At 38.6% G+C, this 23,143-nt stretch carries 22 protein-coding genes and 2 pseudogenes; 12 read left to right on the forward strand and 12 right to left on the reverse strand.

Going from position 1 to position 23,143, the window contains the following annotated elements:
* Positions 1-99, forward strand: a pseudogene (locus tag H6G77_RS24445) (IS982 family transposase); the annotation flags it as partial.
* Between the two features lie 129 nt (positions 100-228).
* Here H6G77_RS24445 and H6G77_RS24450 read toward each other — a convergent pair.
* Positions 229-432, reverse strand: coding sequence for a hypothetical protein (locus H6G77_RS24450; protein ID WP_190671154.1), 204 nt, complete (start codon positions 430-432; stop codon positions 229-231).
* A 128-nt stretch (positions 433-560) separates the two neighbouring features.
* Here H6G77_RS24450 and H6G77_RS24455 point away from each other — a divergent pair, with 128 nt between their 5' ends.
* The 3 genes from H6G77_RS24455 to H6G77_RS24465 all read left to right on the forward strand — a co-directional run bounded on the left by H6G77_RS24455 (position 561) and on the right by H6G77_RS24465 (position 4,303).
* On the forward strand, positions 561-941 hold the full coding sequence (locus H6G77_RS24455) for a hypothetical protein (RefSeq protein WP_190591319.1): 381 nt from the start codon (positions 561-563) through the stop codon (positions 939-941).
* A 368-nt stretch (positions 942-1,309) separates the two neighbouring features.
* Positions 1,310-3,646 (forward strand): tetratricopeptide repeat protein, encoded by a 2,337-nt coding sequence (locus H6G77_RS24460; protein WP_242049295.1) that lies wholly within the window; start codon positions 1,310-1,312, stop codon positions 3,644-3,646.
* Positions 3,647-3,694: 48 nt separating this feature from the next.
* A complete protein-coding gene (locus H6G77_RS24465; RefSeq protein WP_190671152.1) occupies positions 3,695-4,303 on the forward strand; it encodes a hypothetical protein in 609 nt (202 codons plus the stop codon).
* Position 4,304: 1 nt separating this feature from the next.
* Here the strand turns inward: H6G77_RS24465 and H6G77_RS24470 are convergent, their stop codons facing one another.
* Both H6G77_RS24470 and H6G77_RS24475 read right to left on the reverse strand, forming a co-directional pair.
* Positions 4,305-5,450 carry an FAD-binding oxidoreductase gene (locus tag H6G77_RS24470; RefSeq protein WP_190872971.1) on the reverse strand — a complete coding sequence of 382 codons (1,146 nt, stop codon included), beginning with the start codon at positions 5,448-5,450 and terminating at the stop codon, positions 4,305-4,307.
* Entirely contained in the window at positions 5,451-6,359 is a 909-nt protein-coding gene (locus H6G77_RS24475) for an isopenicillin N synthase family oxygenase (protein WP_190872972.1), read from the reverse strand.
* A gap of 221 nt (positions 6,360-6,580) precedes the next feature.
* Between H6G77_RS24475 and H6G77_RS24480 the strand changes: the two genes are divergently transcribed.
* The 4 genes from H6G77_RS24480 (at position 6,581) to H6G77_RS24495 (ending at position 11,385) form a co-directional block, all read left to right on the forward strand.
* Positions 6,581-7,090: a GNAT family N-acetyltransferase gene (locus H6G77_RS24480; protein ID WP_190872973.1), complete on the forward strand. Its 510-nt coding sequence runs from the start codon at positions 6,581-6,583 to the stop codon at positions 7,088-7,090.
* A 195-nt stretch (positions 7,091-7,285) separates the two neighbouring features.
* On the forward strand, positions 7,286-8,962 hold the full coding sequence (locus H6G77_RS24485) for an NAD(P)H-quinone oxidoreductase subunit 4 (protein WP_190671322.1): 1,677 nt from the start codon (positions 7,286-7,288) through the stop codon (positions 8,960-8,962).
* 551 nt (positions 8,963-9,513) lie between these two features.
* Positions 9,514-10,632, forward strand: coding sequence for a mechanosensitive ion channel family protein (locus H6G77_RS24490; RefSeq protein ID WP_190591324.1), 1,119 nt, complete (start codon positions 9,514-9,516; stop codon positions 10,630-10,632).
* A gap of 570 nt (positions 10,633-11,202) precedes the next feature.
* Entirely contained in the window at positions 11,203-11,385 is a 183-nt protein-coding gene (locus H6G77_RS24495) for a hypothetical protein (RefSeq protein WP_190591325.1), read from the forward strand.
* 27 nt (positions 11,386-11,412) lie between these two features.
* Here H6G77_RS24495 and H6G77_RS24500 read toward each other — a convergent pair whose 3' ends face one another.
* The 4 genes from H6G77_RS24500 to H6G77_RS24515 form a co-directional block, all read right to left on the reverse strand.
* Positions 11,413-12,684 (reverse strand): proton extrusion protein PcxA, encoded by a 1,272-nt coding sequence (locus H6G77_RS24500; RefSeq protein WP_190872974.1) that lies wholly within the window; start codon positions 12,682-12,684, stop codon positions 11,413-11,415.
* Positions 12,685-12,770: 86 nt separating this feature from the next.
* Positions 12,771-13,445 carry a carbonic anhydrase gene (locus H6G77_RS24505; protein WP_190591327.1) on the reverse strand — a complete coding sequence of 225 codons (675 nt, stop codon included), beginning with the start codon at positions 13,443-13,445 and terminating at the stop codon, positions 12,771-12,773.
* A 79-nt stretch (positions 13,446-13,524) separates the two neighbouring features.
* Positions 13,525-13,818, reverse strand: coding sequence for a P-II family nitrogen regulator (locus H6G77_RS24510; RefSeq protein ID WP_190591328.1), 294 nt, complete (start codon positions 13,816-13,818; stop codon positions 13,525-13,527).
* Between the two features lie 4 nt (positions 13,819-13,822).
* Positions 13,823-14,800: a sodium-dependent bicarbonate transport family permease gene (locus H6G77_RS24515; protein WP_190591329.1), complete on the reverse strand. Its 978-nt coding sequence runs from the start codon at positions 14,798-14,800 to the stop codon at positions 13,823-13,825.
* A 373-nt stretch (positions 14,801-15,173) separates the two neighbouring features.
* Here H6G77_RS24515 and H6G77_RS24520 point away from each other — a divergent pair, with 373 nt between their 5' ends.
* The 4 genes from H6G77_RS24520 (at position 15,174) to H6G77_RS24535 (ending at position 18,186) form a co-directional block, all read left to right on the forward strand.
* Positions 15,174-15,737, forward strand: a complete 564-nt coding sequence (locus tag H6G77_RS24520) for a COP23 domain-containing protein (protein ID WP_190591330.1) — start codon at positions 15,174-15,176, stop codon at positions 15,735-15,737.
* A gap of 34 nt (positions 15,738-15,771) precedes the next feature.
* A complete protein-coding gene (locus H6G77_RS24525) occupies positions 15,772-16,533 on the forward strand; it encodes a serine protease (RefSeq protein ID WP_190671136.1) in 762 nt (253 codons plus the stop codon).
* A 78-nt stretch (positions 16,534-16,611) separates the two neighbouring features.
* Positions 16,612-17,409, forward strand: a complete 798-nt coding sequence (locus H6G77_RS24530; protein WP_190591332.1) for a serine protease — start codon at positions 16,612-16,614, stop codon at positions 17,407-17,409.
* Positions 17,410-17,457: 48 nt separating this feature from the next.
* Positions 17,458-18,186: a hypothetical protein gene (locus H6G77_RS24535; protein WP_190872975.1), complete on the forward strand. Its 729-nt coding sequence runs from the start codon at positions 17,458-17,460 to the stop codon at positions 18,184-18,186.
* Between the two features lie 405 nt (positions 18,187-18,591).
* Here the strand turns inward: H6G77_RS24535 and H6G77_RS24540 are convergent, their stop codons facing one another.
* The 5 genes and pseudogenes from H6G77_RS24540 to metG form a co-directional block, all read right to left on the reverse strand.
* Entirely contained in the window at positions 18,592-18,921 is a 330-nt protein-coding gene (locus tag H6G77_RS24540) for a helix-turn-helix domain-containing protein (protein ID WP_190872976.1), read from the reverse strand.
* Positions 18,905-19,162: pseudogene (locus H6G77_RS24545) on the reverse strand (type II toxin-antitoxin system RelE/ParE family toxin); the annotation flags it as partial. The gene H6G77_RS24540 and the pseudogene H6G77_RS24545, both read right to left, overlap by 17 nt.
* A 124-nt stretch (positions 19,163-19,286) precedes the next feature.
* Positions 19,287-20,546 (reverse strand): LPS export ABC transporter periplasmic protein LptC, encoded by a 1,260-nt coding sequence (gene lptC / locus H6G77_RS24550; RefSeq protein ID WP_190872977.1) that lies wholly within the window; start codon positions 20,544-20,546, stop codon positions 19,287-19,289.
* Complete coding sequence (locus tag H6G77_RS24555; protein ID WP_015112605.1) at positions 20,543-21,175, reverse strand: NYN domain-containing protein; 633 nt, start codon at positions 21,173-21,175, stop codon at positions 20,543-20,545. Before H6G77_RS24555 ends, lptC begins: the two co-directional genes overlap by 4 nt.
* A gap of 171 nt (positions 21,176-21,346) precedes the next feature.
* The gene (gene metG / locus H6G77_RS24560) at positions 21,347-22,948 is read right to left on the reverse strand and encodes a methionine--tRNA ligase (RefSeq protein ID WP_190872978.1); all 1,602 of its coding nucleotides are present in this window, start codon (positions 22,946-22,948) and stop codon (positions 21,347-21,349) included.
* Positions 22,949-23,143 lie beyond the last annotated feature (195 nt).

The following is a 23,143-nucleotide window of genomic DNA, read 5'->3' on the forward strand; positions in this document are numbered from 1 at the left end:
CGCCTCAATCGCAAGATTTTAGCTCATACCGTCTGTTTTTGGCTTAATCGCCACAATTGTGATCCTCTTCAATTCGACGCACTTGTTACGGAATATTAAGTCGCACATCGCGTTAAGTCCTATTAAATTAGGGATGTTAATTCAAAGAAAGTCGCAGAAATAGACTTCGTATACCCATTTGTTATTTATGCGATCGCTAATTTTGCAACTTGTTTTACAGCAACGCCATTATCCTGTACCTTGCTGTTTCTGTTTATCCAGTTTCTCTTGAATTGCTTCACGACAAAATTCCGGCGGATCATCTTGTTGTTGTATCGCCTCCTTCATTTCTTTCGTGACACGTAAGTGTACGTACTCAGTTAAGGGTTTGTCCCTATCTGTTTTAAAACCATGATTTTTAATTTCTGGATTACCACGATTATCTTTAGGCACTTTATGTAACTTAATAAAGCTGGACTAATTGATATACACATTGAATAATCATTAGTTAGTGGTTGTTTCACTCGCCAAAGTTCAGACAACCACTAAATGTCCACTGACAAAATGAACACTACTATTCTATGTTCACAAGAACAGAACTTGAACTGTTGACGCTGGCTCAACTGAAAATTTTGTGTAATCGCTATGGTTTACGTCCAACAGGGAACCCAGGATACAAAGTCAGCTACATCACGACACTGATGGCGTTCCCTGTATTGGCGATAAGTCAGATGAAGGATAACCGAGGTTTGAGAATACCATCATTCGAGAGTTATCAACATCTCAGCGTTGCGTTGGATGAAATGAATCAACCAACCTTAGAACAGATAGCATTAATCAGGATTTCAATGGAAGGTAGGCGTATGGAATATCCGGCGAGATATGACCAGGAACAATTACTCAATCGCTATCATGCCAAAAATTACCTAGAACAAGCGATCGCTTTGCTGGAAATCAAGTAATATCTATTCCGTCGCCAGTCGCAGAAATAGCTTTTGCATACACATTTGTTATTTCTGCGATCGCATTTGCCACATAGCGGTTCTCGCTGGAGTCAAATATAGAGTGTTAGAATTTAACTATTGGCAGTACATACTTACTGGTGTAAAAGTTAGCAGGGTTCTACAGAAAAACATCACCAAAGAGTTAATTAGCGTGAAAAATTCAACGCTAACTTTAGTAAGCAAGGTAAAAAGTTGCTAGGCGGTAAACATATCCCAGGTAAGTTAATGAGTAAGGTCACAAACTTACTCTTTGCTGAATTATGTAAAATGACATTAACCTGATCTAATGTTTAACCCTTCATTTTTCATGAAGGGTCTTAGAATCTATGAAACTTTCAGTTACCCTGAACAGCAAGAATCAATTTGTTTTAGCATTAGTCTTGAAAAGTGCGATCGCATTTTCACCCTTGCTGCTGTCTACTGGTGTGGCGAGTGGACAAACTACACCACCCATCACCCAAGAACAAACTATCGCGCAAGTTCTCTCTAATCAAGAACGCGCAGAATTAAACCAACTGCGAAAGCAAGCACCATCTAATGGCATTTCGACAACTATCTTACTCAATCTTTGGTTAGTTATATTAAGTTTATTTCCTGTAGCTGTGATTGCTTTATTTTGGTTACTACGGCGGGTAGCCATTAGAGAAATTGTTGATAAAGCAATGGGACAGCTACAAGGCATCGAAAATTTGCAAAATCAAATAGTGATTGTTAAGCAAGAAGCGGAAAATTTGATTCAAGAAGTCAAAAAAATCAATCGAGAGTTAGAAAATGAATCCGAAGCTCTCAAGCAGAATATACAGCAAGAACAAGAGAATTTATCTAATTTGCAATCTGAGATATTGCAATCCAAGAACAATATTTTATCGGGGTTAGAAGTAGAAATCAAGAATCTACAAAATCATCTAGATAATTTAGAAGCTGAATTTAGTCAGCAATTACAACAATTGCAGCTAACCACCCAACAAAAACGCGATACCAGTTTGGAAAATATTGGTAATTTAGAATCTGATTTTGCTTCACAGATTGCTGAAATCAAAATAGGCACTGAAAAACATAAGCAGATAACTTGGGAATATTTGGAAAAATCCCAAAATGAATTTATATCTCAGTTTGCCAATTTACACGCAGATTTTGAACAACAAAAAGATAATTTAATTGCGGAATTGCTCAAAACGCAACAAGAATTTATCTCAGAATTGGCGGGAATTAGAGTCGATACTGAACAACAAAAAGATAGAACTAAAAATAATATTGCAGAATTAGAAAATAGCTTTAATTTGCATATATCTAGCTTAAACTCGGCAACTCAGCAGCAAAAAGATTACTTACTGGCAGAATTAGTCAAAAACCAACAAGAATTTATCTCAGAATTAGCGGGAATTAGAGTCGATGCTGAACAACAAAAAGATAGAACTAAAAATAATATTGCAGAATTAGAGAATAGCTTTAATTTGTATATATCTAGCTTAAACTCGGCAACTCAGCAGCGAACAGATGACTTACTGGCAGAATTAGTTAAAACGCAACAAGAATTTATCGCAGAGTTGGCGGGAATTAGAGTAAATGCTGAACAGCAAAAAGATAAAACACTGGATAATATTAGAGAAATAGTCAATAGTTTAACTGCTCAACTCTCTGGCTTACCATTGGAGTATGAGCAACAAAAGCAGGTTTTATTAGAAAATCTAGAAAAAATCCAAACAGCCGCACAGTTAGATATTAGCAAACATAAAGATTCAATTATCGAAAATTTGGAAAAATCTGGTTTAGAGTTTGCGGAACAATTTTCGGAACTGCAAGTAAATGCTCAAAAACAAAAGTTATTCCTTCTTGAAAAGCTGGAAAAATTAGAAACTGAATTTGTGTCTCAACTGTCAGAATTACAATTAGATGCTCAACAACGTAAAGAGTTAATTCTCCAAGAAATTACAGAGTCAAAAACGACCCAACCTCAAGCACCACCAGTATCAGTAGAAGCTGATATCCAACAAGGTGATGATTTATTTGCCCAAAAGCAATATGAAGCAGCGATCGCCTGTTACAATCAAGCAATAAAAATCCAGCCGGAAAATGCCACCGCTTGGTTAAAACATGGTCTGACTTTAGCAAGACTGAAGCGTTATCAAGATGCGATCGCTTCCTATGACCAGGCTATCAAACTGCAACCAGATTATCATCAAGCGTGGTGCGATCGCGGCGTGGCGTTTGGTAATCTCCGTCAGCATAAGCAGGCTTTTGCTTGTTTCAATAAAGCCACAAAAATCAAACCCGATGATGTCACGGCTTGGTTAAACCGGGGTTTATCTCTCATAGAATTGGAAGAATATGAAGAAGCATTAGCTTCATTTGAGCAAGCGATTAAATTGCAACCTAACTCGCCCAAAATCTGGGATAAACGCGGTTACACGCTGGTAAGATTAGGTATGGATGACGATGCGATCGCTGCATTTAATAAAGCCATAGAACTTAAGCCAGATTACGCAATTTCTTATTATAATAAAGCAGCTTGTTATGCTCTCCAAAAACAAGCTCAATTAGCAATTGAATGTCTCCAACAAGCAATAGAAATTAATCCCAGATATAAAGAAGATGCGGCCAATGATATCGATTTTGATGAAATCGCTAAAAATGAACGGTTTCAACAGTTAATCGCTGATTAATTTGATATTCTATGTAAGAATTTAGGAGTCAAGAGATATAGTATTAAAATGCCTTACAGTGCGTTTACTTTTAATAAAGTCAAAAAAGACTTTCAACTAACAGTTGTTGAAAATCAGGATTTATTCTCCGATACAGCAGTTGTTACACCTACAGATTACCTAAATATGATTCTGGCAGAACATTTACCTTTAGTAACGGCAATCAATACAGAAAAAGCTCGTTCAGAATTGGTAATCATGCCAGTTTTAATAGAAGTGAGGCGTTATTTACAATATCAAGTGAGCGTCTTCTCTGGTTCTGAGTTTAATGTTGATGCAGCCCAAGGATTAGAAGGACGTTGTGATTTTATCTTGTGTAAATCACCAGAACAGTATGATATCACCAGCCCTGTAGTGACAATTGTTGAAGCTAAAAACGAAAGTATTAAATCAGGTTTAGGACAATGTATTGCCACAATGATTGCTGCTAATTTATTTAATCAACAACAGGGTAATGTTACTAATGAAATTTATGGTGTAGTGACAACAGGAACTGATTGGAAATTTTTAAAACTTTGCAACAGTAATGTTTTTATAGACAAGAAAGATTATTTCATCAAGGAAGTAGACAAAATTCTCGGCATTTTATCTATGAGCCTGAGCAATTCTACAGTTTAGCTTACTTCATACTTGTAATTATTTGGTTAATAATTTCATCTTTCTTACCCGTGACAAAGTTCGCAAAACGTTGTGCTAAAGGTGGAACAAAAACCAGAGGATTGCTAAATCCTGAAAAAATATGCACACCATCAATCTCTGGAACAGCACCAATTATAAAACGTTTGTTACTAAACGCTACTAAACACTTATGCCAAGTTCCTGAGAAGCTGCCTAAAGCTGGTAAGACTTGCGTGATACTTTTTCTCAGCCATTGTTCACTTTCTTCTGCATTAATTTGTGCATGAGGATTTGTCAGTACGCGACTAATTTGTCCCAAGCGCAAGCTACCATCTAGAAATTGAACTACACCTACATCTAATATTGGTGATGCTAATTCTTTTTCAGGTTGATTCCACAATTCATCAACTTGTATAGATACGGATTCTAATTCAAATCTTTGCAGATTCGCCGGCATTACTAAAGTTTGCAAACGCAAATCTACAGGTGGAATTTCAATCATTTCGGCGTGAGTAAAATACACTTTAATGGAAATACCTGCTGATTTGAGTAATTTGCGGCTGAGTCCACCAGCACAAATTACAACGTTAGCACTGTGATAAGTTCCGGTATTTGTTTGGACACCTCCTTTCAATATTTGCAGAACTTGACTAATTTGCATTTCCCCACCAGCGCGTAAAAAAGCTTGTATGTAAGCTTGTGCGGTTTTATCTGGATGAATATGTCCATGTTTCACAGTTAAAGCGCCGGAAATAACTTCCCGATTTATTAGTGGTTCTAACTCACAAGCGTCTTGTACACTGAGTAAACTTGGCGGTACAGCACAATTAGCATAGACACTGGCGGCGGTTTCTGGGTGAGTATCGGCTGAAATCGTCAGTAATAAATCTAATTCTCGCAATTCAATATCAGCATCTAACTCTTGAGGCAAGATTTGGTAACGATCGCTCGCTTCTTGGCATAATTGACGAGTGAGTGGTGTTGTTCCTGACCAATAAGCTAGTCCACCATAACTATATCGAGTTGCATTGTCTGGTGTGGCGTGTTGTTCCAACAACAGCACACGCAAGCCGACTTTGACTAATTCATAACCCAGTGTCGCACCTGTAATTCCGCCACCAACCACAATCCAATCGTAGGTTTTCATTTAATATGTTGCTTGTAGACGACTCAAAAGATATTCTCCCGCAAGGATGGGAGGATAAATAGGCGCACGTTCCTTTTGGCAAGTTTCCAAACAAACAATTTCTGTATCATCATTAGGATGACAGAAAAATGCTATTGAATAGCGCGATCGCTTTACCCTATAATCATTGGGAATCATTACCCGATGCTTAGTTGAACAAAACACATCATTTGTCCAACGCTGCATCAAATCTCCTGTATTCACAATCACCGTATCAGGAATTGTCGGCGCAGTTATCCACTCTCCAGTTGTTGTTTGCACTTCCAAACCACCCACATCATCTTGGAATAGCAAAGTAATACTGCCATAATCAGAATGCTCCCCCGCACGCACTTGTCCAGGTTTCGGAAGTTCTTGGATTGGCGGATAATGTAGCAGTCGCAGAGTATGATTTTGCTGATTGTGTCTAATTGTCAAAAAATCTTTTGGTAATCCCAACGCCAACGCAAATGTTGTTAATACTTTGTTAGCTAGTTCTGTACAAGCTGTATAAAATGCAATAATACAAGAGTTGTTTGCTAAACTCACACCATCAATAGAAAACGCAACTTCTACCTTGCTAAAATTAAAAGCTTCTTTTAAGTCTCCTGGTTGACTTGGATTAAGTCGCTCTCTTTCTCTGCCAACATAACCAGTATTACTAAATTCATCTTGCCAAGCTATTTGTTGTTTAACTTCTAGCGGTAAATTAAAAATATGTTGACTATAGCTAAATACTTCTGCAATCAATTCTTTTGAAATGCCATGATTTTGCAAATACATAAAGCCAACTTCATGGCAAGCTTGATAAATTTGTTTCACCACAGCATCTTGAGCTTGTGAATCACTATTTATCAAGGCTGATAAATCAATAATTGGTATTCTGCACATTGGAGAAATTATATATAGCGTTTGTCGGTTTAGTGCAGTACAAGAAGCTAGAGGCTAGGAACTAGAGAAATGCACCTCATTGAGATGAGAAACATAAATCTTAAATCATGCGGGAACAACTTCTTTCTTCTCTTCCTTTGTGTACTTTGCGTGCTTTGCGGTTCGTTTTCATAATTTCTTGTTCACGACTGATCTAAAATATACATAGTAAGGAAATTATTTTGCTAAAAATTACTCAATGCGAAACTGACAAAGACAAAGCCCATATCAAAGATTTGCTCTTGGAATATTTTAGCTGGATAAATTCTATGTGGAACCAGGAATTTAACCTGAGTTTTGATGTTAATTCCTCCTTAGAAGAATGTCTTGCTCAACTTGATGAATTTATGCCGCCAGCCGGACGCTTACTTTTAGCAAGATATAAAGGCAAAATTGTTGGTTGTGTTGGCTTACGCCGCATTGATCAGGAAATTGGAGAAATAAAAAGGCTGTACGTCCAGCCAAAGTTTCGCGCCCAAGGTATAGGCCGAGAATTATTAGAAAATATTATCTATGAAGCTGCCAATTTAGGTTACTCAAAACTGCGCTTAGATACGGCTCCTTTTGCGAAAGCCGCGCAGGCACTGTATCATTCACTCGGTTTTCAAGATATCGCACCATATTTTGAAAAAACAGAAGTCCCTCCAGAATATCGAGATAACTGGATTTTTCTGGAATTGAGACTTTATTGAATCTAAGATGTGTAATTATTCAGTTTTTAGGCAAATAAACACCATTATTACTTATATTTAAACAACTTTACTAGTATCGCAACATTGGCATAATCAATTCCTTCTATAGCAATCTGCGATAAAGATTTATGAAGAAAATTTAACATAATTGCATATAATGAAGTTATTCAACTATAAGTATTTTTGCTTACTGCCATGATAGCGGATGGATTTCCTTGGCTAACCGCGATTATTCTGCTCCCACTCGTTGCTTCCATGCTCATTCCCGTGCTGCCTGATAAAGACGGCAAACTTGTGCGCTGGTATGCCCTAGGTGTGGCGATCGCGGATTTTATCTTGATGTGCTACGCTTTTTGGAAGCATTACGATGCCAGCAGTGCAACGTTTCAACTCGCGGAGAAATATGCCTGGGTGCCTCAGTTGGGGTTCAGTTGGGCAGTTTCAGTCGATGGAATATCCGCGCCACTTGTGCTACTGGCAGGACTAGTCACAACTCTTTCAATGTTTGCTGCATGGCAAGTTAACCTCAAGCCACGCCTGTTTTACTTCTTAATGTTGCTGCTATATAGCGCACAAATCGGCGTATTTGTCGCCCAAGACTTATTGTTGTTCTTTATTATGTGGGAACTAGAATTAGTTCCTGTTTACCTACTAGTCTCCATTTGGGGTGGTCAAAAACGCCGTTACGCTGCCACTAAATTCTTACTTTACACCGCCGCCGCTTCTATTTTTATTCTCGTAGCAGGCCTAGCAATGGCACTCTACGGCGATAATACAACCTTCGATATAGTCGAACTTAGTGCCAAGAATTATCCCTTAGCTTTAGAACTGTGGTTATATGCTGGGTTATTAATTGCCTTTGGTGTCAAATTAGCAGTATTTCCCTTGCATACATGGTTGCCTGATGCCCACGGTGAAGCATCTGCTCCTGTATCCATGCTATTAGCAGGTGTACTGCTGAAAATGGGTGGATATGGATTAATTCGCATCAATTTAGAAATGCTCTCCGATGCCCATGTTTACTTTGCACCAGTTCTCGCAACTCTTGGTGTCATCAATATTATCTATGGTGCATTAAACTCCTTCGCTCAGACGAACATGAAGCGCCGCCTCGCTTATTCGTCTATTTCTCACATGGGTTTTGTACTGCTGGGAATTGCCTCCTTCACCGATGTCGGTGTCAGTGGTGCAATGCTGCAAATGCTTTCCCACGGTTTAATTGCCGCAGTTCTATTCTTCTTAGCTGGTGTTACCTACGATCGCACCCATACAATGGCAATGGAAAGTATGGGCGGTATTGGTCAGCTTATGCCAAAAGTATTTGCCCTGTTTACGGCTGGTGCAATGGCATCACTCGCACTTCCCGGTATGAGTGGCTTTGTGAGTGAACTGCAAGTATTTGTTGGCATTACTACCAGTGACATTTACAGCCCTACATTCTGCACCGTGATGGTGTTCTTAGCCGCAGTCGGCGTGATCCTCACCCCGATTTATCTGCTGTCGATGTTGCGACAAGTATTTTACGGTACTGGCTCAGAACTCACCTGTGATATTGGTAACTCTGCTTTTGAAAATCAAGAAGATGAAGGTACAGTTTGCTTCGGTACAGACTGTCTCCTACCCAGCGAAGCAGTTTACCGAGATGCCCAACCCCGTGAAATCTTTATCGCCGCTTGTTTCTTGGTGCTGATTATTGGTGTTGGTATTTATCCCAAATTGGCTACACAAATGTATGATGTCAAAACCGTGGCGGTGAATAGCCAAGTACGTCAATCATATATTCAATTTGCCGAAGCCAAGCCCGAAATCTATGCCAAGGGATTATTTGCACCCCAAGTTACCCAGCCGGAAGTTTTAGGAATCATTAAATAAATTCTTCCGCCAAAAAATTAATTAGCCGTTATTAACTGCGTGGTGATGTATGCAGTTGATGACGGCTAGTTTGTTGATTATGTACTTCACTCACTTACAGGACTGACGCACAAAGATTATTCATGGAGATTGGGTGTAAGGATTTTGTTATCATTTGCAGGTTTTGTTGTAATTTTGTTTTCTTATCTGAACTGTATTGGGTGATGTGGTGCGATCGCAAATCTTCAGAACAGTAGATTGGTTAAACCCAACCAAGCCCAGTAATCAAAAATACACTTACTATACTTACTAGTAAAAATACTGAATTACCTAGCAAATTCACTAATATTTTTAAGAATATCACCGGATTACAACCAGTATTAGCACGAGTAACATTTAGCTCATAACACCATATCAAATGCTGAGTTAAGGGCGAAACGTCAAATTCACCTTCCCCTACTCAGATAGTGTTGTACAAACACACAGCATGAGTCTTTCTCAGCATTAAATGTTGTTATACAAAAAGCACATGGCGATTAAGTATAAACAGCTATTACTGGTTGGCTAATCTTATGCAAGAAATTTTGAACTTACTGAAAAACATTGACTACTCTGGCATACCTATCGGCAAAATAGTGACTGTCATTGTTGTCTTAACTTTGACACAGACCTTAAGACGATTCGTAGTGGAATTAATAGTTAGAACTATTGAACGCTTTACAAAACAAACCAAAACCGACCTCGATGATGAACTAGTAGGGATTATCAAACCGTCTTTAAGTTGGTTAATTTTGATTGCTGGACTATGGTTTGTCAAAGAAATTCTGTCACCAGAATTAGGCATTCAATTAAGCGAGTCAATTGGTAAAACTCTTAACTTAATCGTCGTTTTTATCGTTGCTTATGCTATTTATCGAGCCGCTTCCATTTTAGGTCAGATTATTGCTAACTTAGTACTGCATACTGACACAGACCTTGATGAATTGCTGAGACCATTAATGCCGAAAATATTTCAATCGGCAGCAGTTATAGTCATTACGATTAAAGTCAGTGAAATCTTTTTAGGACAATCAGCCGCCGCCTTAGTTGGTTTATTAGGTGGTGCTGGTATTACTCTAGGTTTGTTGTTCAAAGATATTGTCTACGACTGGTTTTGTACAATTATTATCTACTCTGATAACCTTTATCGAGAAGGTGACTGGGTGGGAGTAGCAGGCGTTGAAGGTTTTGTTCAAGTTCTCAATATTGGATTTAGAACCACAACCTTGCATGTATACAAATGGGGTTCTATTTTAAAAATGCCCAACTCTAGAATGATTACTGGCATTGTTGAGAATTGGTCACAAAATCCTGGTGAGGAATTAAAATGGGGCATTAGCTTAACCCTAAAAATTGATAATATTTCCGCCCAGCAAACTGCTAGAATCTGCGATGCAATTCAAGTAATGCCTGAATCTATTAAAGGCTTATCAAAAGAAATTATCGTCCGCTTTAGTCAGATAGAGAATAATGCCCGTGTGATTAATATCGTTGGTTTTGTTAATGATGACAAACTCTATTTTGCCGCAGAGAAAAACTTAAATCTAGCCATTCTGGAACTGTTAGAAAAAGAAGGCATTGATTTTCTATCTGTGGAACTGGAAACTACCCCAGAAAAGCATAAGCTTAGTCAACTGGGAGTGAATAATTAACTTACAATGACGGAATTAAACCTAACTTGCAATTGACGGGTTTCGACTGCGCTCAACCCTCTTTTAGTAAGACTATCGAGCATTGAGCGTTCGCGTAGCGTCTCCCTTGGGGAGAAGTCGAAATGCGCCTTCTAAATAATTCTGTCAACCTGATTTTAAAGCAATACTGTTCAGTTAACGTTGTCAGCTTATTGATTTCAGAAGAACCAAGACTTGGGGGATTCTCCACGCCACTTGCTTCAAGTCGGCAAAGCCGCCCAACGCAGTGGCTCCCCAAACCCCCGATTGGGAGACGGTTGCGTCCCCCAAACCCCCTCCAAAAAATAGATATGTTTTATGTGTAGCAGTTAATTTATTTTCTTAACTGAACCGTATTGGATTTTAAAGTACTGAGTGCTGAGTAAAAAGAAGGGTTACTTTTTTATGTTTTCTTGTGTACGTAGTTCATAACAGCTATTTAATAAGTTACAAAACGGATTTAAATTTATTTAAATCCCTACTTTTAGATATATGACCATTCACTCTATTGCTAGTTAAGCTAAAACCAGATACTAAAACAAGTGCCAAGATATGAATAAAACATTAATCACTAGTGTGATTTTTGCAATGTTAATTTTGTTGATTTTTTCTCCTTTTGCTGCGCTGGCTAGTTTAATGATTGTTTTGCTAATAGCAGCAACCTTTTGGTTTATCAAAAACCTATTGCAAATAATTTTTAGTGGCAATGTTCAGCCAACAGAAGAAAGAGATTGACAATCTATTATACGTAATTCGCTAATCTTATTCGTTCATTTCTTTATATGTAGCCAGTGCTGAAGGTGACAAGCGGCTGAGGTAACGGAATATCCAATATTTCACAACCGTATCTAAAATCACGGGAAACGTGGCAATAAATAGAAATATCAAACTTGTATTAGGTGCTAGCCCCAAATGCTCGGCTAACCCTTCGAGAATGACTTCCCAACCGTGTGGTGAGTGGAAACCCACAAATACATCAGTAAACAAAATAATCACAAAGGCTTTAGCACTATCACTCAAGCCAAATATCAGGTCATCTATAAAAGACTTGATGGCTGCAATTTCTTTTTTACCATTAGCAACTACAATAGCAAAGGCGACTAAAGAAATTAAATCAGCAAAAACATTACTGATAGCTTCTTTACTTTTTTGGCGGAACTCTTGAGCTATTTCAATGGCTTTTTCTTTGACACTAGACTCGATTTCTTCTGGAGATAAAATAGGCGCTTTTTTGAGGAGAGTTTGAAATTTTAGTTGTTCTTCAAAGGTTTTTAACTCTTTGAAAGCTTCTTCCTCCATTTCAGAATTAATAAAAATAGCTGTGAGTTGTTGACTTCTGACACGCTCTACTATGGGACTCACTAAAAATTCTTTAGAAAAACGCTGTGTTAATAATGGAATCACAATTAACAGTAACAAGAACCGCACAGAAGTTCTAGTACGATTTTGGGAAATGTGGTAATTCCGAATAAAATCCGCTTCGGCGTTGGGAGAAAAGTCTGTGGTAAGTCGGTTAATGGTTCTACCGATAGAACTGGGGAGAAAACCTATACTTTGATTGTTGCCGGCAGGATTGACAACATTAGATGTATTTTGATAAATTTCACTGTCAATTTTTAGGGGCTGAGATACAGATTGTTGATTTACTTTGCTAATTATTAAGGTTTGTTGCTGATACTTTTCAATAACTTCATCAATAAACTGGAGTTTCTCTAATAAAACAGGGTTGGAAATTTCTAATAGTGCGCGGCTGGACTGGAATTCTGCGAGTCTCAGTTTAATAATAGTTAAATTTTGGCTCAGTACGTTCTGCCAATAAGACATGACATTTGGTGTCTCATTTACGGATGCGGCAGAAATGATTTGATTGTTAAAATGCTCTACTTCAATATTTCTGATTTTCTTGGCAGCATCATAAGCTTGGGCAAGCGATCGCTCCGGTGTATTGACAAACCATTGTTTCAGCACTTCCCAATATTCATATACCTTTTGCCGCAGCAAATCACTATTCTTTGTAAACAAAAAATTCTTCATTGCCGTATTCAGTGTAAACTAGAATTAAGATAGGGTAATCATGAGTTTAAAATCTCACGATTACCCTATCAAGCATTAATAATTAATTACTCTGAATATACACCAATCAACGGATTTGGTACAGGGAAGGGACGATTTTCTAAAATCTTAAATTGACCAATCTCGGCATCATAAGCAAAAACTTCACCAGTCTCAATTTCATAAATCCAAGCATGAAGAGTCAATTGACCACTATGCAGTCGAGAACGAATAATTGGATGAGTTTCGAGATTTTCGATTTGCGTCAGTACATTCTGTTCAATGGCAATTCTTAAAAGCTTATCGCTGGGGCAATCTTTATAGTTATCCATCACCAAACGGCGAGTTGGTTCAGCGTACTGCCTCAACCAGTCATAAACTAATGGCATTTGCTGTGCCAAGCTACCTATCTGTAATAGTCCTCGCATGGCTCCGCAATGAGAATGACCACAAACAACTACATCGTTGATATCTAAAGCCTGAATTGCATATTCAATTCCTGCACCTTCCGCACCGTGATGGGAGCCATACGGAGGAATAATATTCCCAACATTACGAATAACAAATAAATCTCCTGGCTGACTCTGGGTAATTAAAAAAGGATCAATCCGAGAGTCAGAACAAGTAATAAATAATACTTCTGGTGTTTGTCCTTGCGATAAATTTTCAAATAATTCGCGGTGTGTAATAAAATAATTATCGTGAAATTCATTCAGCCCCGCAATTATGCGTTTAATCGGCACGGTTAAAAACTCCTGAGTAATCAGATAAATAGGATTTTTAGAGACGTTGATACTATCAATACGTCTCTTCAGAGCTTATCTAATGTGCAATCCACTTGGCATCAGAGACAATACACACACCTCCGAATTTTTTTAAAATCGGCTCAATTTCTGTTACTAATTCTTCTTCTTGTTCTTGTGTGCATACACTCATAATATAGCCATTAGTGAGTATATGACTTTCTAAATCATTAAAAACTCTACCTCTATCTCCTTTACCTGTAACATCTTCAATTACAGTGTAACCGGAAACTCCGATTTTCTCTAAAATATCTAGAACTTTTGGTAGTTCTAAAGAATTTGTGACTATCTCAACTTTCTTGATGGCTTCCACTTATTTAAACTCCGATAGCTTTGATAATGTTGAAATACAAAGGAATGCCAATAATAATGTTGAAAGGAAAGGTCAGTGCTAAGGCCATAGATACATACAAACTAGGATTAGCTTCTGGAACTGTCATTCGCATCGCTGCGGGAACTGCTATGTAAGAAGCACTGGCGCAAAGGACTGCAAATAGCAAAGCATTACCCGCAGACATACCAATTAATTTGGCAATAATTATGCCGAAAATGGCATTAGCTACAGGCATTAATATCGAAAAGGCAATTAAAAAAGAACCAGTTTTCCGCATATCTTTGATTCTTCTGGCCGCAACCATCCCCATATCGAGTAAAAAGAAGGCTAAGACTCCATAAAAAATTTCTTGGGTGAATGGATGTAATTTATCCCAACCTCTTTCACCTGTGAGTGTGCCAATAATCACGCTACCAATCAGGAGAAAAACTGAACCATTTAAGAAAGCTTCCCGTAAAACTTCACTCCAAGAAAATTCTCCTTTTTGGTTTTCTTTCGGTGGCGCAAACAATCTCACTAGCAAAATCCCCACAATAATTGCTGGTGATTCCATTAATGCTAATGCGGCTACCATGTGTCCGCCAGAAGAAATATTCAAAATTTTGAGAAATGATTGAGCAGTAATAAATGTCACTGCACTAATCGAACCATAAGTTGCTGCGATCGCGGCTGCATTGTACGCATCTAATTTGACTTTTAAAATGAAAAATGAGTAAACAGGTACAGCCGAAGCCATCAAAATCGCGGCAAAAAGTGTGATGGCAATTTCAGGATTGATGCCACTTTCGGTAATTTCATATCCGCCTTTGAAACCAATAGCTAGTAATAGGTAAAGGGAAAACAATTTAGGTAAAGGCTGCGGAATTTCCAGGTCAGATTGCAAAAAAATTGCCAGCATTCCTAAAAAGAAAAATAACACTGGCGGGTTTAAAATATTGGACAGAATTAAACTGGAATTCATGTCTAGCACCCCTGATATTGATTCTGAAGAACAACCAAAAAACTAGCCGATTGATTCATGAATATAATCTCTGTAACAAAAGATTAACTATTTGCGGTTAATATATTTCAACATTGTGACCAAGGTGTGTTTTTTATATGTCATTGCTATGAATTAGCTCAAGAATACACTTGCTGATCGGTACACACATGAAAATTTCAGTAGTTAATTAAAGCAAATCCCTATCTAAAACAAGACTTTGCTCATACTCAGGGAAACTCGGTTTAAGTTAAATTTATTTTCTAGTGGGAACTATCACCGTGATTTTACGGTCAATGATGTTTTACACTTTCAGTAAGATACCTGATATTTTTGAGGAAGTTAGGTGTTAACCATGAAATTGAGGTTGTTTGGCCAAGGCTTGATGGGAATCGGAGTCTCTTCTGTAGCGGCGTTGAGTATGGTTGCAACTATTGACCAGCCTAGTTATGCAGGCGGGACGATTTTTAAGTGTGAAAAGCGTCAAGGTGTACCTGTGACAGTTGCTCAAACTCAAGATGGTAGGAAAGTCCCGATGATTCAATGGTCATCTCAAGATTACTTTCCTAGAGAATGGAACTCAGAACGTCGTTGTTATGAAGTGTCGCGGAGATTTCAAAGAAGTTATGACAATGGCAGACTCAAGTACATTAAAACAGGTACTTTGCGCGGACAACCTGTAGTGTGTGCGGCGGTAAATCAAAGTGCGCCTTGTACTGATAGTTCTTTGTTGTTTACTCTCAAACGTGGTAGTAATGCGAAAGCAACTTTGAGAAGACTGATGAATCGTCGGGGGTTAGTCGCGGGGAATGTTCTGAATGAAAGTGGGGGAGACTCATTGAACATTGATTTTGATACATATTTAAATAACGCGACAAATGACCAAAATAGCGATATTAATCAAGATATTAATGAATAATGCGATCGCTATTTTTTATCTGTTGTAAACCCCAATGAATGGTTCTCCGTTGACACTGGTTGTCTGTCTTGGCAGTATTTCCGTGATTTTGTCGGCATCAGCACCAGTTGTCAGTATTCCTACACCAAATTACATTGCTCGCTCAATTACTGTCAAAGTTCTATCTCAAGATTTTTTGGGTTCCGGTATTTTGTTGCGGCGTAGTGGTGCAACATATACAGTACTGACCAATGCTCATGTATTACAAGCTGGTGATCCTCCCTATCGTGTACAAGCGCCAGATGGTAGGATTTATAGAGCTAATTTACCTCAAAACTTAAACTTCGGAAAAAACGATTTAGCTGTGTTGCAATTCAAAAGTGCAGGCAGTATCTATGCAATAGCATCTCCTGGTGCATTTCCCGCATCAGGAGATGAAGTATTTGCTGCGGGTTATCCGGCTGTGGAAGAACGCGGTAAAAAACAAAGCTTGGCCTTTACCACAGGCAAGGTGAGTTTAGTTCTAGCCAAACCTTTAGAGGGCGGTTATCAACTAGGCTACACCAACAATATTAAAAACGGGATGAGTGGCGGCCCTTTATTAAATGTTCGGGGTCAAGTGGTGGGAATCAATGGAATGCAAGCTTATCCATTGTGGGATCAACCATCAGTATTTGCTGATGGTTCTAAAGTTGATGCAAGATTGCATCAAATGATTATTCGCCTCAGTTGGGCTGTACCGATGACAAAGGTGAGACAGATGATGCCAAAAGCCGAAAACACTACAGTTACTACTGTATTTAGTCAAGCTGATTAGCGGGCGAAAAATTTTGGATTTAAGATGTCTAACGTTCTGTCAATCTACCGTCATCATTTTTTACATTGGTGTGAGATTATGAGACTTAATCGTGGATTTACAACAGCAATTGTCGGGGTAGCGATCGCCTTTACGCAACCAGAAATTGCTCAATCTTTAACTGCACAGGATGTCACTAATCTTGCTCAAAATATTACTGTCATGATTAGTGGCCCGCAACTTGGCTCTGGAGTGATTATTTACCGCAAAGGCAAAACCTACAGCGTGCTGACTAATTGGCATGTTGTTGATGCGCCAGGAACTTACACCATCCAAACAAGAGGTCAGACCCAATATCAAATTCAACCCACGTCTATCACCCGTGTTCCAGAGGCAGATTTAGCAATTTTACAGTTTAACAGCGATCAAGCCTACAACGTGGCGATTTTTGGCAATTCTGATGCCACCAGGGAAGGCACAACAGTATATGTATCCGGCGCACCAGAACCATTACACGGCATTGAAAACCGTACTGTGTTAGTACCAGTGGGACAAATTATTGGGACTAATTCACAAGATAAAGAAGGTTACACCTTAATTTATAGCAACACGACTTATCGCGGAATGAGTGGTGGCCCTGTGCTAGATGACAACGGCCGTTTAATTGGGATTCACGGACGAGGTGCGAGATCCGACGGGGAAAAAGTTGGGTTTAATTTAGGCATTCCTATCAACATCTTTGTTAATTCCAAAGCTGTGAGAACTTTGAAATTAGCAATACCGATTTCTCAACCAAAAGATAAACCTGCATCGGCTAATGTTCCCGCCATTGGCAGACCATCAGTAATCAATGGTTCTGGCGGAGCCGCAGGTTCTTGCCCTGGTAGAATTTGCTAAAGATGGCAAAATTTAGAATAAAACATTTTAATTTACACATTTTTTCAGATGAAAAAAATTTTAAATCTTAGTCTTGTAACTGTATTACTATTGCCAAGTTTGCTAAATTTTGCTGGTGAACAAGCGATCGCCCAAACTGCGATCGATGAAGATAAACTCAATACAGTGAATGGGATGCCTTGGGCTGGCGGTGGTTTGCCTTTTAGTAAACTCGTAAATATCCAAGATACCCTAGTCAATTCCGCTTTAGGCAAAGTAGTTATTGATGCCCACGGTGAAGACCCTTTAAGCAGTTTAATTAAAAGTCCCTTTAGCGGCCCTCGTCCTGGCAGATTTGTAGTTGTGTCTCTGTGGGGAAGCAAAATTGAAGGCTGTTTTGCTAAAGTCGTCGTCCAAACCGCCCCAGCCGATGGCCAAGCAACATTAGAACAAATCGCCCCCACCACCATCGAGTTAGGTATTGATGGTCAAATTCTGCAATTAACTCCTAGCCCTAATAGCAAAGTCAGAGGCTTTTCTGGCAAATATACATATACCGAATATGAAAACAATCAAAATGTTTCATATAGCAACACTTGGTATATGTCAGATACTTTGTTTGCTATTAATGCCGATGCTGCTAACATTTTACGCAAAGCTCAACCCAAAGAAGTCCGCGTTCGGTTAACTTTTGCCAATGGTGATACCAAAGTCTTTCCCATCGGTAAAGGAACTGTAAAACATTGGCAAGAAGCCTATGGTTTTAATAGTGCTTGTACTGCACCAAATCAACCGTAAATAAGGCAAAAGGTAAAAGGCAAAAGGCAAAAAATAGATGCTATGCCGTAGTTAAAAAACTATAATTAATAGCTAATTATTGGTGATTTTCAAACCTAGCGATTAGCTATTTTTTTTATGAAAATCCCTAAATATAAACCAATACGGTTCAGTTATTACTTTTTTCTTCTCTTCGCGCTCTTTGCGCCCTTTGTGGTTCGTTAAAAAAATGAATTTAACAAAAAAAAAAGTTTTAGGAACTCAACAGAGTCTTGAGAATGTTGGGTTACGCTATCGCTACACCCAACCTACACAATAATTACAAAACTCTTGATTCTCTCCGTGCCTTTGCGCTTCTGCGTGAGAAAATTCATCCCGTATTTATGCAATATTTTACATGAAATCAGCGATCGCAACACACAAAGGTTAAAAGCAAACTACAGTAGTAGAGGCAGAAGTACGATTTTCTGGTTTAGGTTTGACTCTAATTTCTACATCATTACCCAAAATATTCAAAAATTTCATTAATCTTTCTACTGAAAAGTCTTTTAGTTTACCTCTAGTTAAAGCAGAAACTTTCGGTTGATCTATACCTAAAATTTCCGCCGCTTGAACCTGAGTTAGTTTTTGAGTAGTAATAATTTCACTAATTTTTATCGCCAGTTCAGCTTTAACTAAACGTTCTTCAGGATTAGATAAACCTAAATCAGCAAATACATTCCCACTACCACTAGTAACTTTATTTTGGTTGTCCATCTTTATTACCATCGCTTTTGTGAGTCTCTTGTAAATAATCTTCTTTAGCTGCTTTTAATCTTTTTTCTACTAATTCAATATCTTGTTTTGGTGTAGCAATACCATGTTTTGATTTCTTTTGAAAAGCGTGTAATAAATACACCACACCTTCAAACCTAACAGTGTATATTGCTCTATAAGTATCCCCATCAAAATCATCTACAATTTCTAAAACACCCGCGCCTGAAAACCCGCGTAAAGGTTTTGCGTCTCTGCGTGATCAAACTCATCCCGTATTTATGCAATATTTTACATGAAATCAGCGATCGCCATCTTACACAGCATCATAGTAGGTTGCGTGCGATCGCACTTTTTCCTTTTTACTTTTAATTCCTCGGTTTTGGTGATTCAGGAATAATTTCTGTCACGACTCGATTACCTGTTTTACCACCACTCACAACAATGTTGTCTGTTTCCAAATTACCAACGGCTGTATCTCCATTAAATGTTAAGGCTGGGCTGGCTTGGCGATAAACTACATTTCCCTGCGCCTCTAATAATTTTTTATCGAGATACCAAGTTAAATTTTGAGAAGTTAAAGACTGACGACGCTGACCGATGGCGTTGACATTTCCTACTACATAAACTGTTTTTTGGGGGATTTTCATCTCAGCTTGATTACCCGTCACCGTCAGTTTTTCCGCCCGGTGAAATACCCGCACAGGAGAATTTGTTTTGATGTTTTCTGTATTCATATCCCAAACCATAGAGTTACCAATGATCTGCACTGGTGGTTCTAATAAATCTGCTTGGGCATTTTTGTTGATGGTAGCAATTTTAGTTTTTAAGTTAAATTCAGCAGAATTACCGCGACCACGGTCGGTAATTTGATTATTTTTATAACGTTCAAATTGTAAAGGGCGATCGCCAATTAATTTTTCTTGTTTAACCTGCCAAATTAAATGTTCTGTCCGCATTTTAATTTGGGGATCAGTCGCATTAGCAACGACTTTACCGATAAATTCGGCTACTTGTTCGCGGGTTTTGACTCGTGCTTCTTGGGCTATGGCTTGTAACTGTTTATGCCTACCATTGATTTGATTCCGCATAATCAGTAAACCATCTTTGGGTAGCCATTCCATTTCGTTACCTTGCAAAACCACACCATTAGTAGGGTCTGTGGCTACAATTTTACCTTTGAGAAATAGCCGTTTACCATCTTGTTCAATATCTGCTAAGTCGGCTTTAATTTGATAAACTATTTTGCCATCTTGATATAATTCTCCATAAGGATTTTCGGCTTGAGCTATTTCTTTTTCTTTGGTGTATCTTGCCTTTTTGGCTTTGACTGTCCAAAGCGGTCGTCCAACTTCATCGGCTTGTTCTAGGGTGACATCAAAAAAAGTTAATTTACTCTCAGAATCTTCTGGCGAGGAACCTTGATTATTTTGATTGGAGTTGGTTGCAGGTTTACCACAAGCCCCTAAACTGAGCATTAACAGTAAACTCAAGAGTAGGTAAGACCATTTGGTTGTAATTGATTGGAACTTCCAAAAACTCAAGTCATGAAAGTGGGGGGATTTATTTGTTATTCCCCCCAGAAATCTAAAATTTATTTTTGCTATGTGCCTACCTTGCTGCTTCATGTATCCTGAATTTCTAGATGTCCGTCATGGTCTGTTGGGTCATCCAAAAAACCCATTCCCGATAAGGGGCGATAGGGGTAACTTTGGCGTGGGGTTTTTTGGATATCTTCTTTGATAGCTTCTAAATCAATGTAGCGATCGCTCACATTAATTAAACTATCACTGGTCATGGAGCGTAAACTCACAACCTCTACCCTGACACCACGATAGCTTACAGAATTGACAGCGTAGGCTAAATCGCCATCACCACTCACCAACACCGCCGTATCATAAGAATCAACCAACGCCATCATATCAACGGCGATTTCGACATCTAAGTTGGCTTTCTTGGAACCATCTGGGAGTTGTACTAAGTCTTTGGCAATGACGCGATAGCCATTCCGACGCATCCACAACAAAAAACCTTGCTGCTTTTCGTTGGTTCTATCGACACCAGTGTAGAAAAAAGCCCGCAACAGCCGAGATCCACCTGTTAAACGACACAACAACTTGGTGTAATCAATTTCAATTCCTAATTGCAAAGCCGCATAAAATAGATTTGAGCCATCAATAAATATAGCGACTCGGCCTCGATTCTCTAAAACTTGTTCCGGCGTAAATATCGAGTCGTTTTCTAAATTATTCAACATTGTTGTCATACCTCATTTTTATCTTGATATTTTTGATACAAATTTCCAACTTTGACTTTTAGCTAGAGAGTTTTATGATAATTTTCCGGGGCTAATGATTTAAGTTCAGCCCCGATAAATTTTTTGAGAGATTTGAGAGATTAGAAAATGTTCTGAAAGAAATTAAAAAAACTAATCGTTTTTCGGAGGTTCTATGCGTTTAAAAATTGGTTGAGGATTCCCCAACTGTTGTTTATTAGATAGTAACCCCCATTGGGAATGAATGGAAAATGGGGCAGCAGTTGCTGTTTGATTTTGTTCGTTAAAGTTGATTCCAAAACCCAGTTGCTGATAAATTTCGCTACTGATATTGGGAATAACTGGTGAAAGAAGATATGCTGACAGTCTAACTGATTCCAAAACTGCGTAAAGCACTTTTTCTACTTCCTGCTGCTGTCCTTGTTTATATAGTGACCAAGGGGCTTGATCATCAATAAACTTATTACTGGCTTGTACCAATGACAGAACAGCTTCGCAGGCTTGGTTAAAAGCTAGTGCTTGATATGCTTGTTGTACCTGTTCCCCTAGACTTAAACCAATCGTTTTCAAAGGATTTGCCGCAGAAATGGTTTCATCTGAAACTGACACTTGATTGCCAGCACAGTATTTCTTCACCATGTTCAAGGAGCGATTTAACAAATTACCTAAATCATTTGCCAAATCTGCATTTAAAACGTTGATGAATCTACTTTCATTAAAGTCGCCATCTTTGCCAAATTCGATTTCCTTAAGAAAGTAATAACGAACGGCATCACTACCATATCTCTCAACTAGAGCGATCGGATCAAGGGTATTACCCAGCGCCTTCCCCATTTTCTGCCCATCTTTGGTCAAAAATCCATGCCCAAATACTCTGTCTGGTAAAGGTAAGTCTGCCGACATGAGCATTGCTGGCCAGTAAACTGCATGAAACCGCAGAATATCTTTGCCAATTAAATGCAAGTTAATCGGCCACCATGTTGCTAAAGCGTTGGCTAAGGTTGGTTCAGCATCAGGTTCTAATAATGCTGTGACATAACCCAGCAGCGCATCAAACCAGACATATAAAGTTTGGTTAGGATCAGTCGGAACAGGAAAACCCCAGTCAAGATTAATCCGGGAAATGGAAAAGTCTTGTAAACCTCGGCTGACAAAGCTTAAAACTTCATTACGACGGCTTTCGGGTTGAATAAAATCTGGGTGCGATTGATAAAACTCTTCTAATTGAGTTTGGTATTTAGATAAGCGAAAGAAATAATTTTGTTCGTCTCGCCATTCAACTTCTTTATTGGTATGAATTGGGCAACGCTTACCATCTAATAATTCTCTTTCTTCTTTAAATTCTTCGCAGGCTACGCAATACCAGCCTTTTTGCTGCCCTTGGTAGATATCGCCTTTTTGCCAAACGCGCCCAAAAAATTCTTTAACAATCGCTGCATGTCGCGGCGCAGTTGTCCGGCTAAAGCGATCATATTGAATGTTTAATTTCTCCCATAAGCTGACAAAACTGGGAACAATCCCATCACAAAATTCTTGGGGCGCTTTGCCTAAAGACTCTGCTGAACGTTGAATTTTCTGCCCATGTTCATCTGTACCTGTAATTAACAGGACACGATGTCCCTTGAGTCTCTGATATCTAGCCACTACGTCTGCGGCGATGGTTGTATAAGCACTTCCAATATGAGGGACATCGTTTACATAGTAAAGGGGTGTTGTCAGTGCAAATGTCTGGTCTGTTTTATCCACTAGGTTCATGCAGAATAAAAAACAAATTATTAAAACGTTTTATACTTAGTTATGAAGGCAAAACTACGCAATTATATTACATTACTATCTCTTTTTCAAAGTTCACCTTAATATTAGCAAATTTCTAGAGTTCAGAAATGTTTTGTAATAAGTACAAATTTGGCTAATTTCGGCTCTAAAAACAGAAAGGAGAATTTCATAAGG

Origin of the sequence: Aulosira sp. FACHB-615 (assembly GCF_014698045.1) — a bacterium.
Lineage (GTDB): Bacteria > Cyanobacteriota > Cyanobacteriia > Cyanobacteriales > Nostocaceae > Nostoc_B.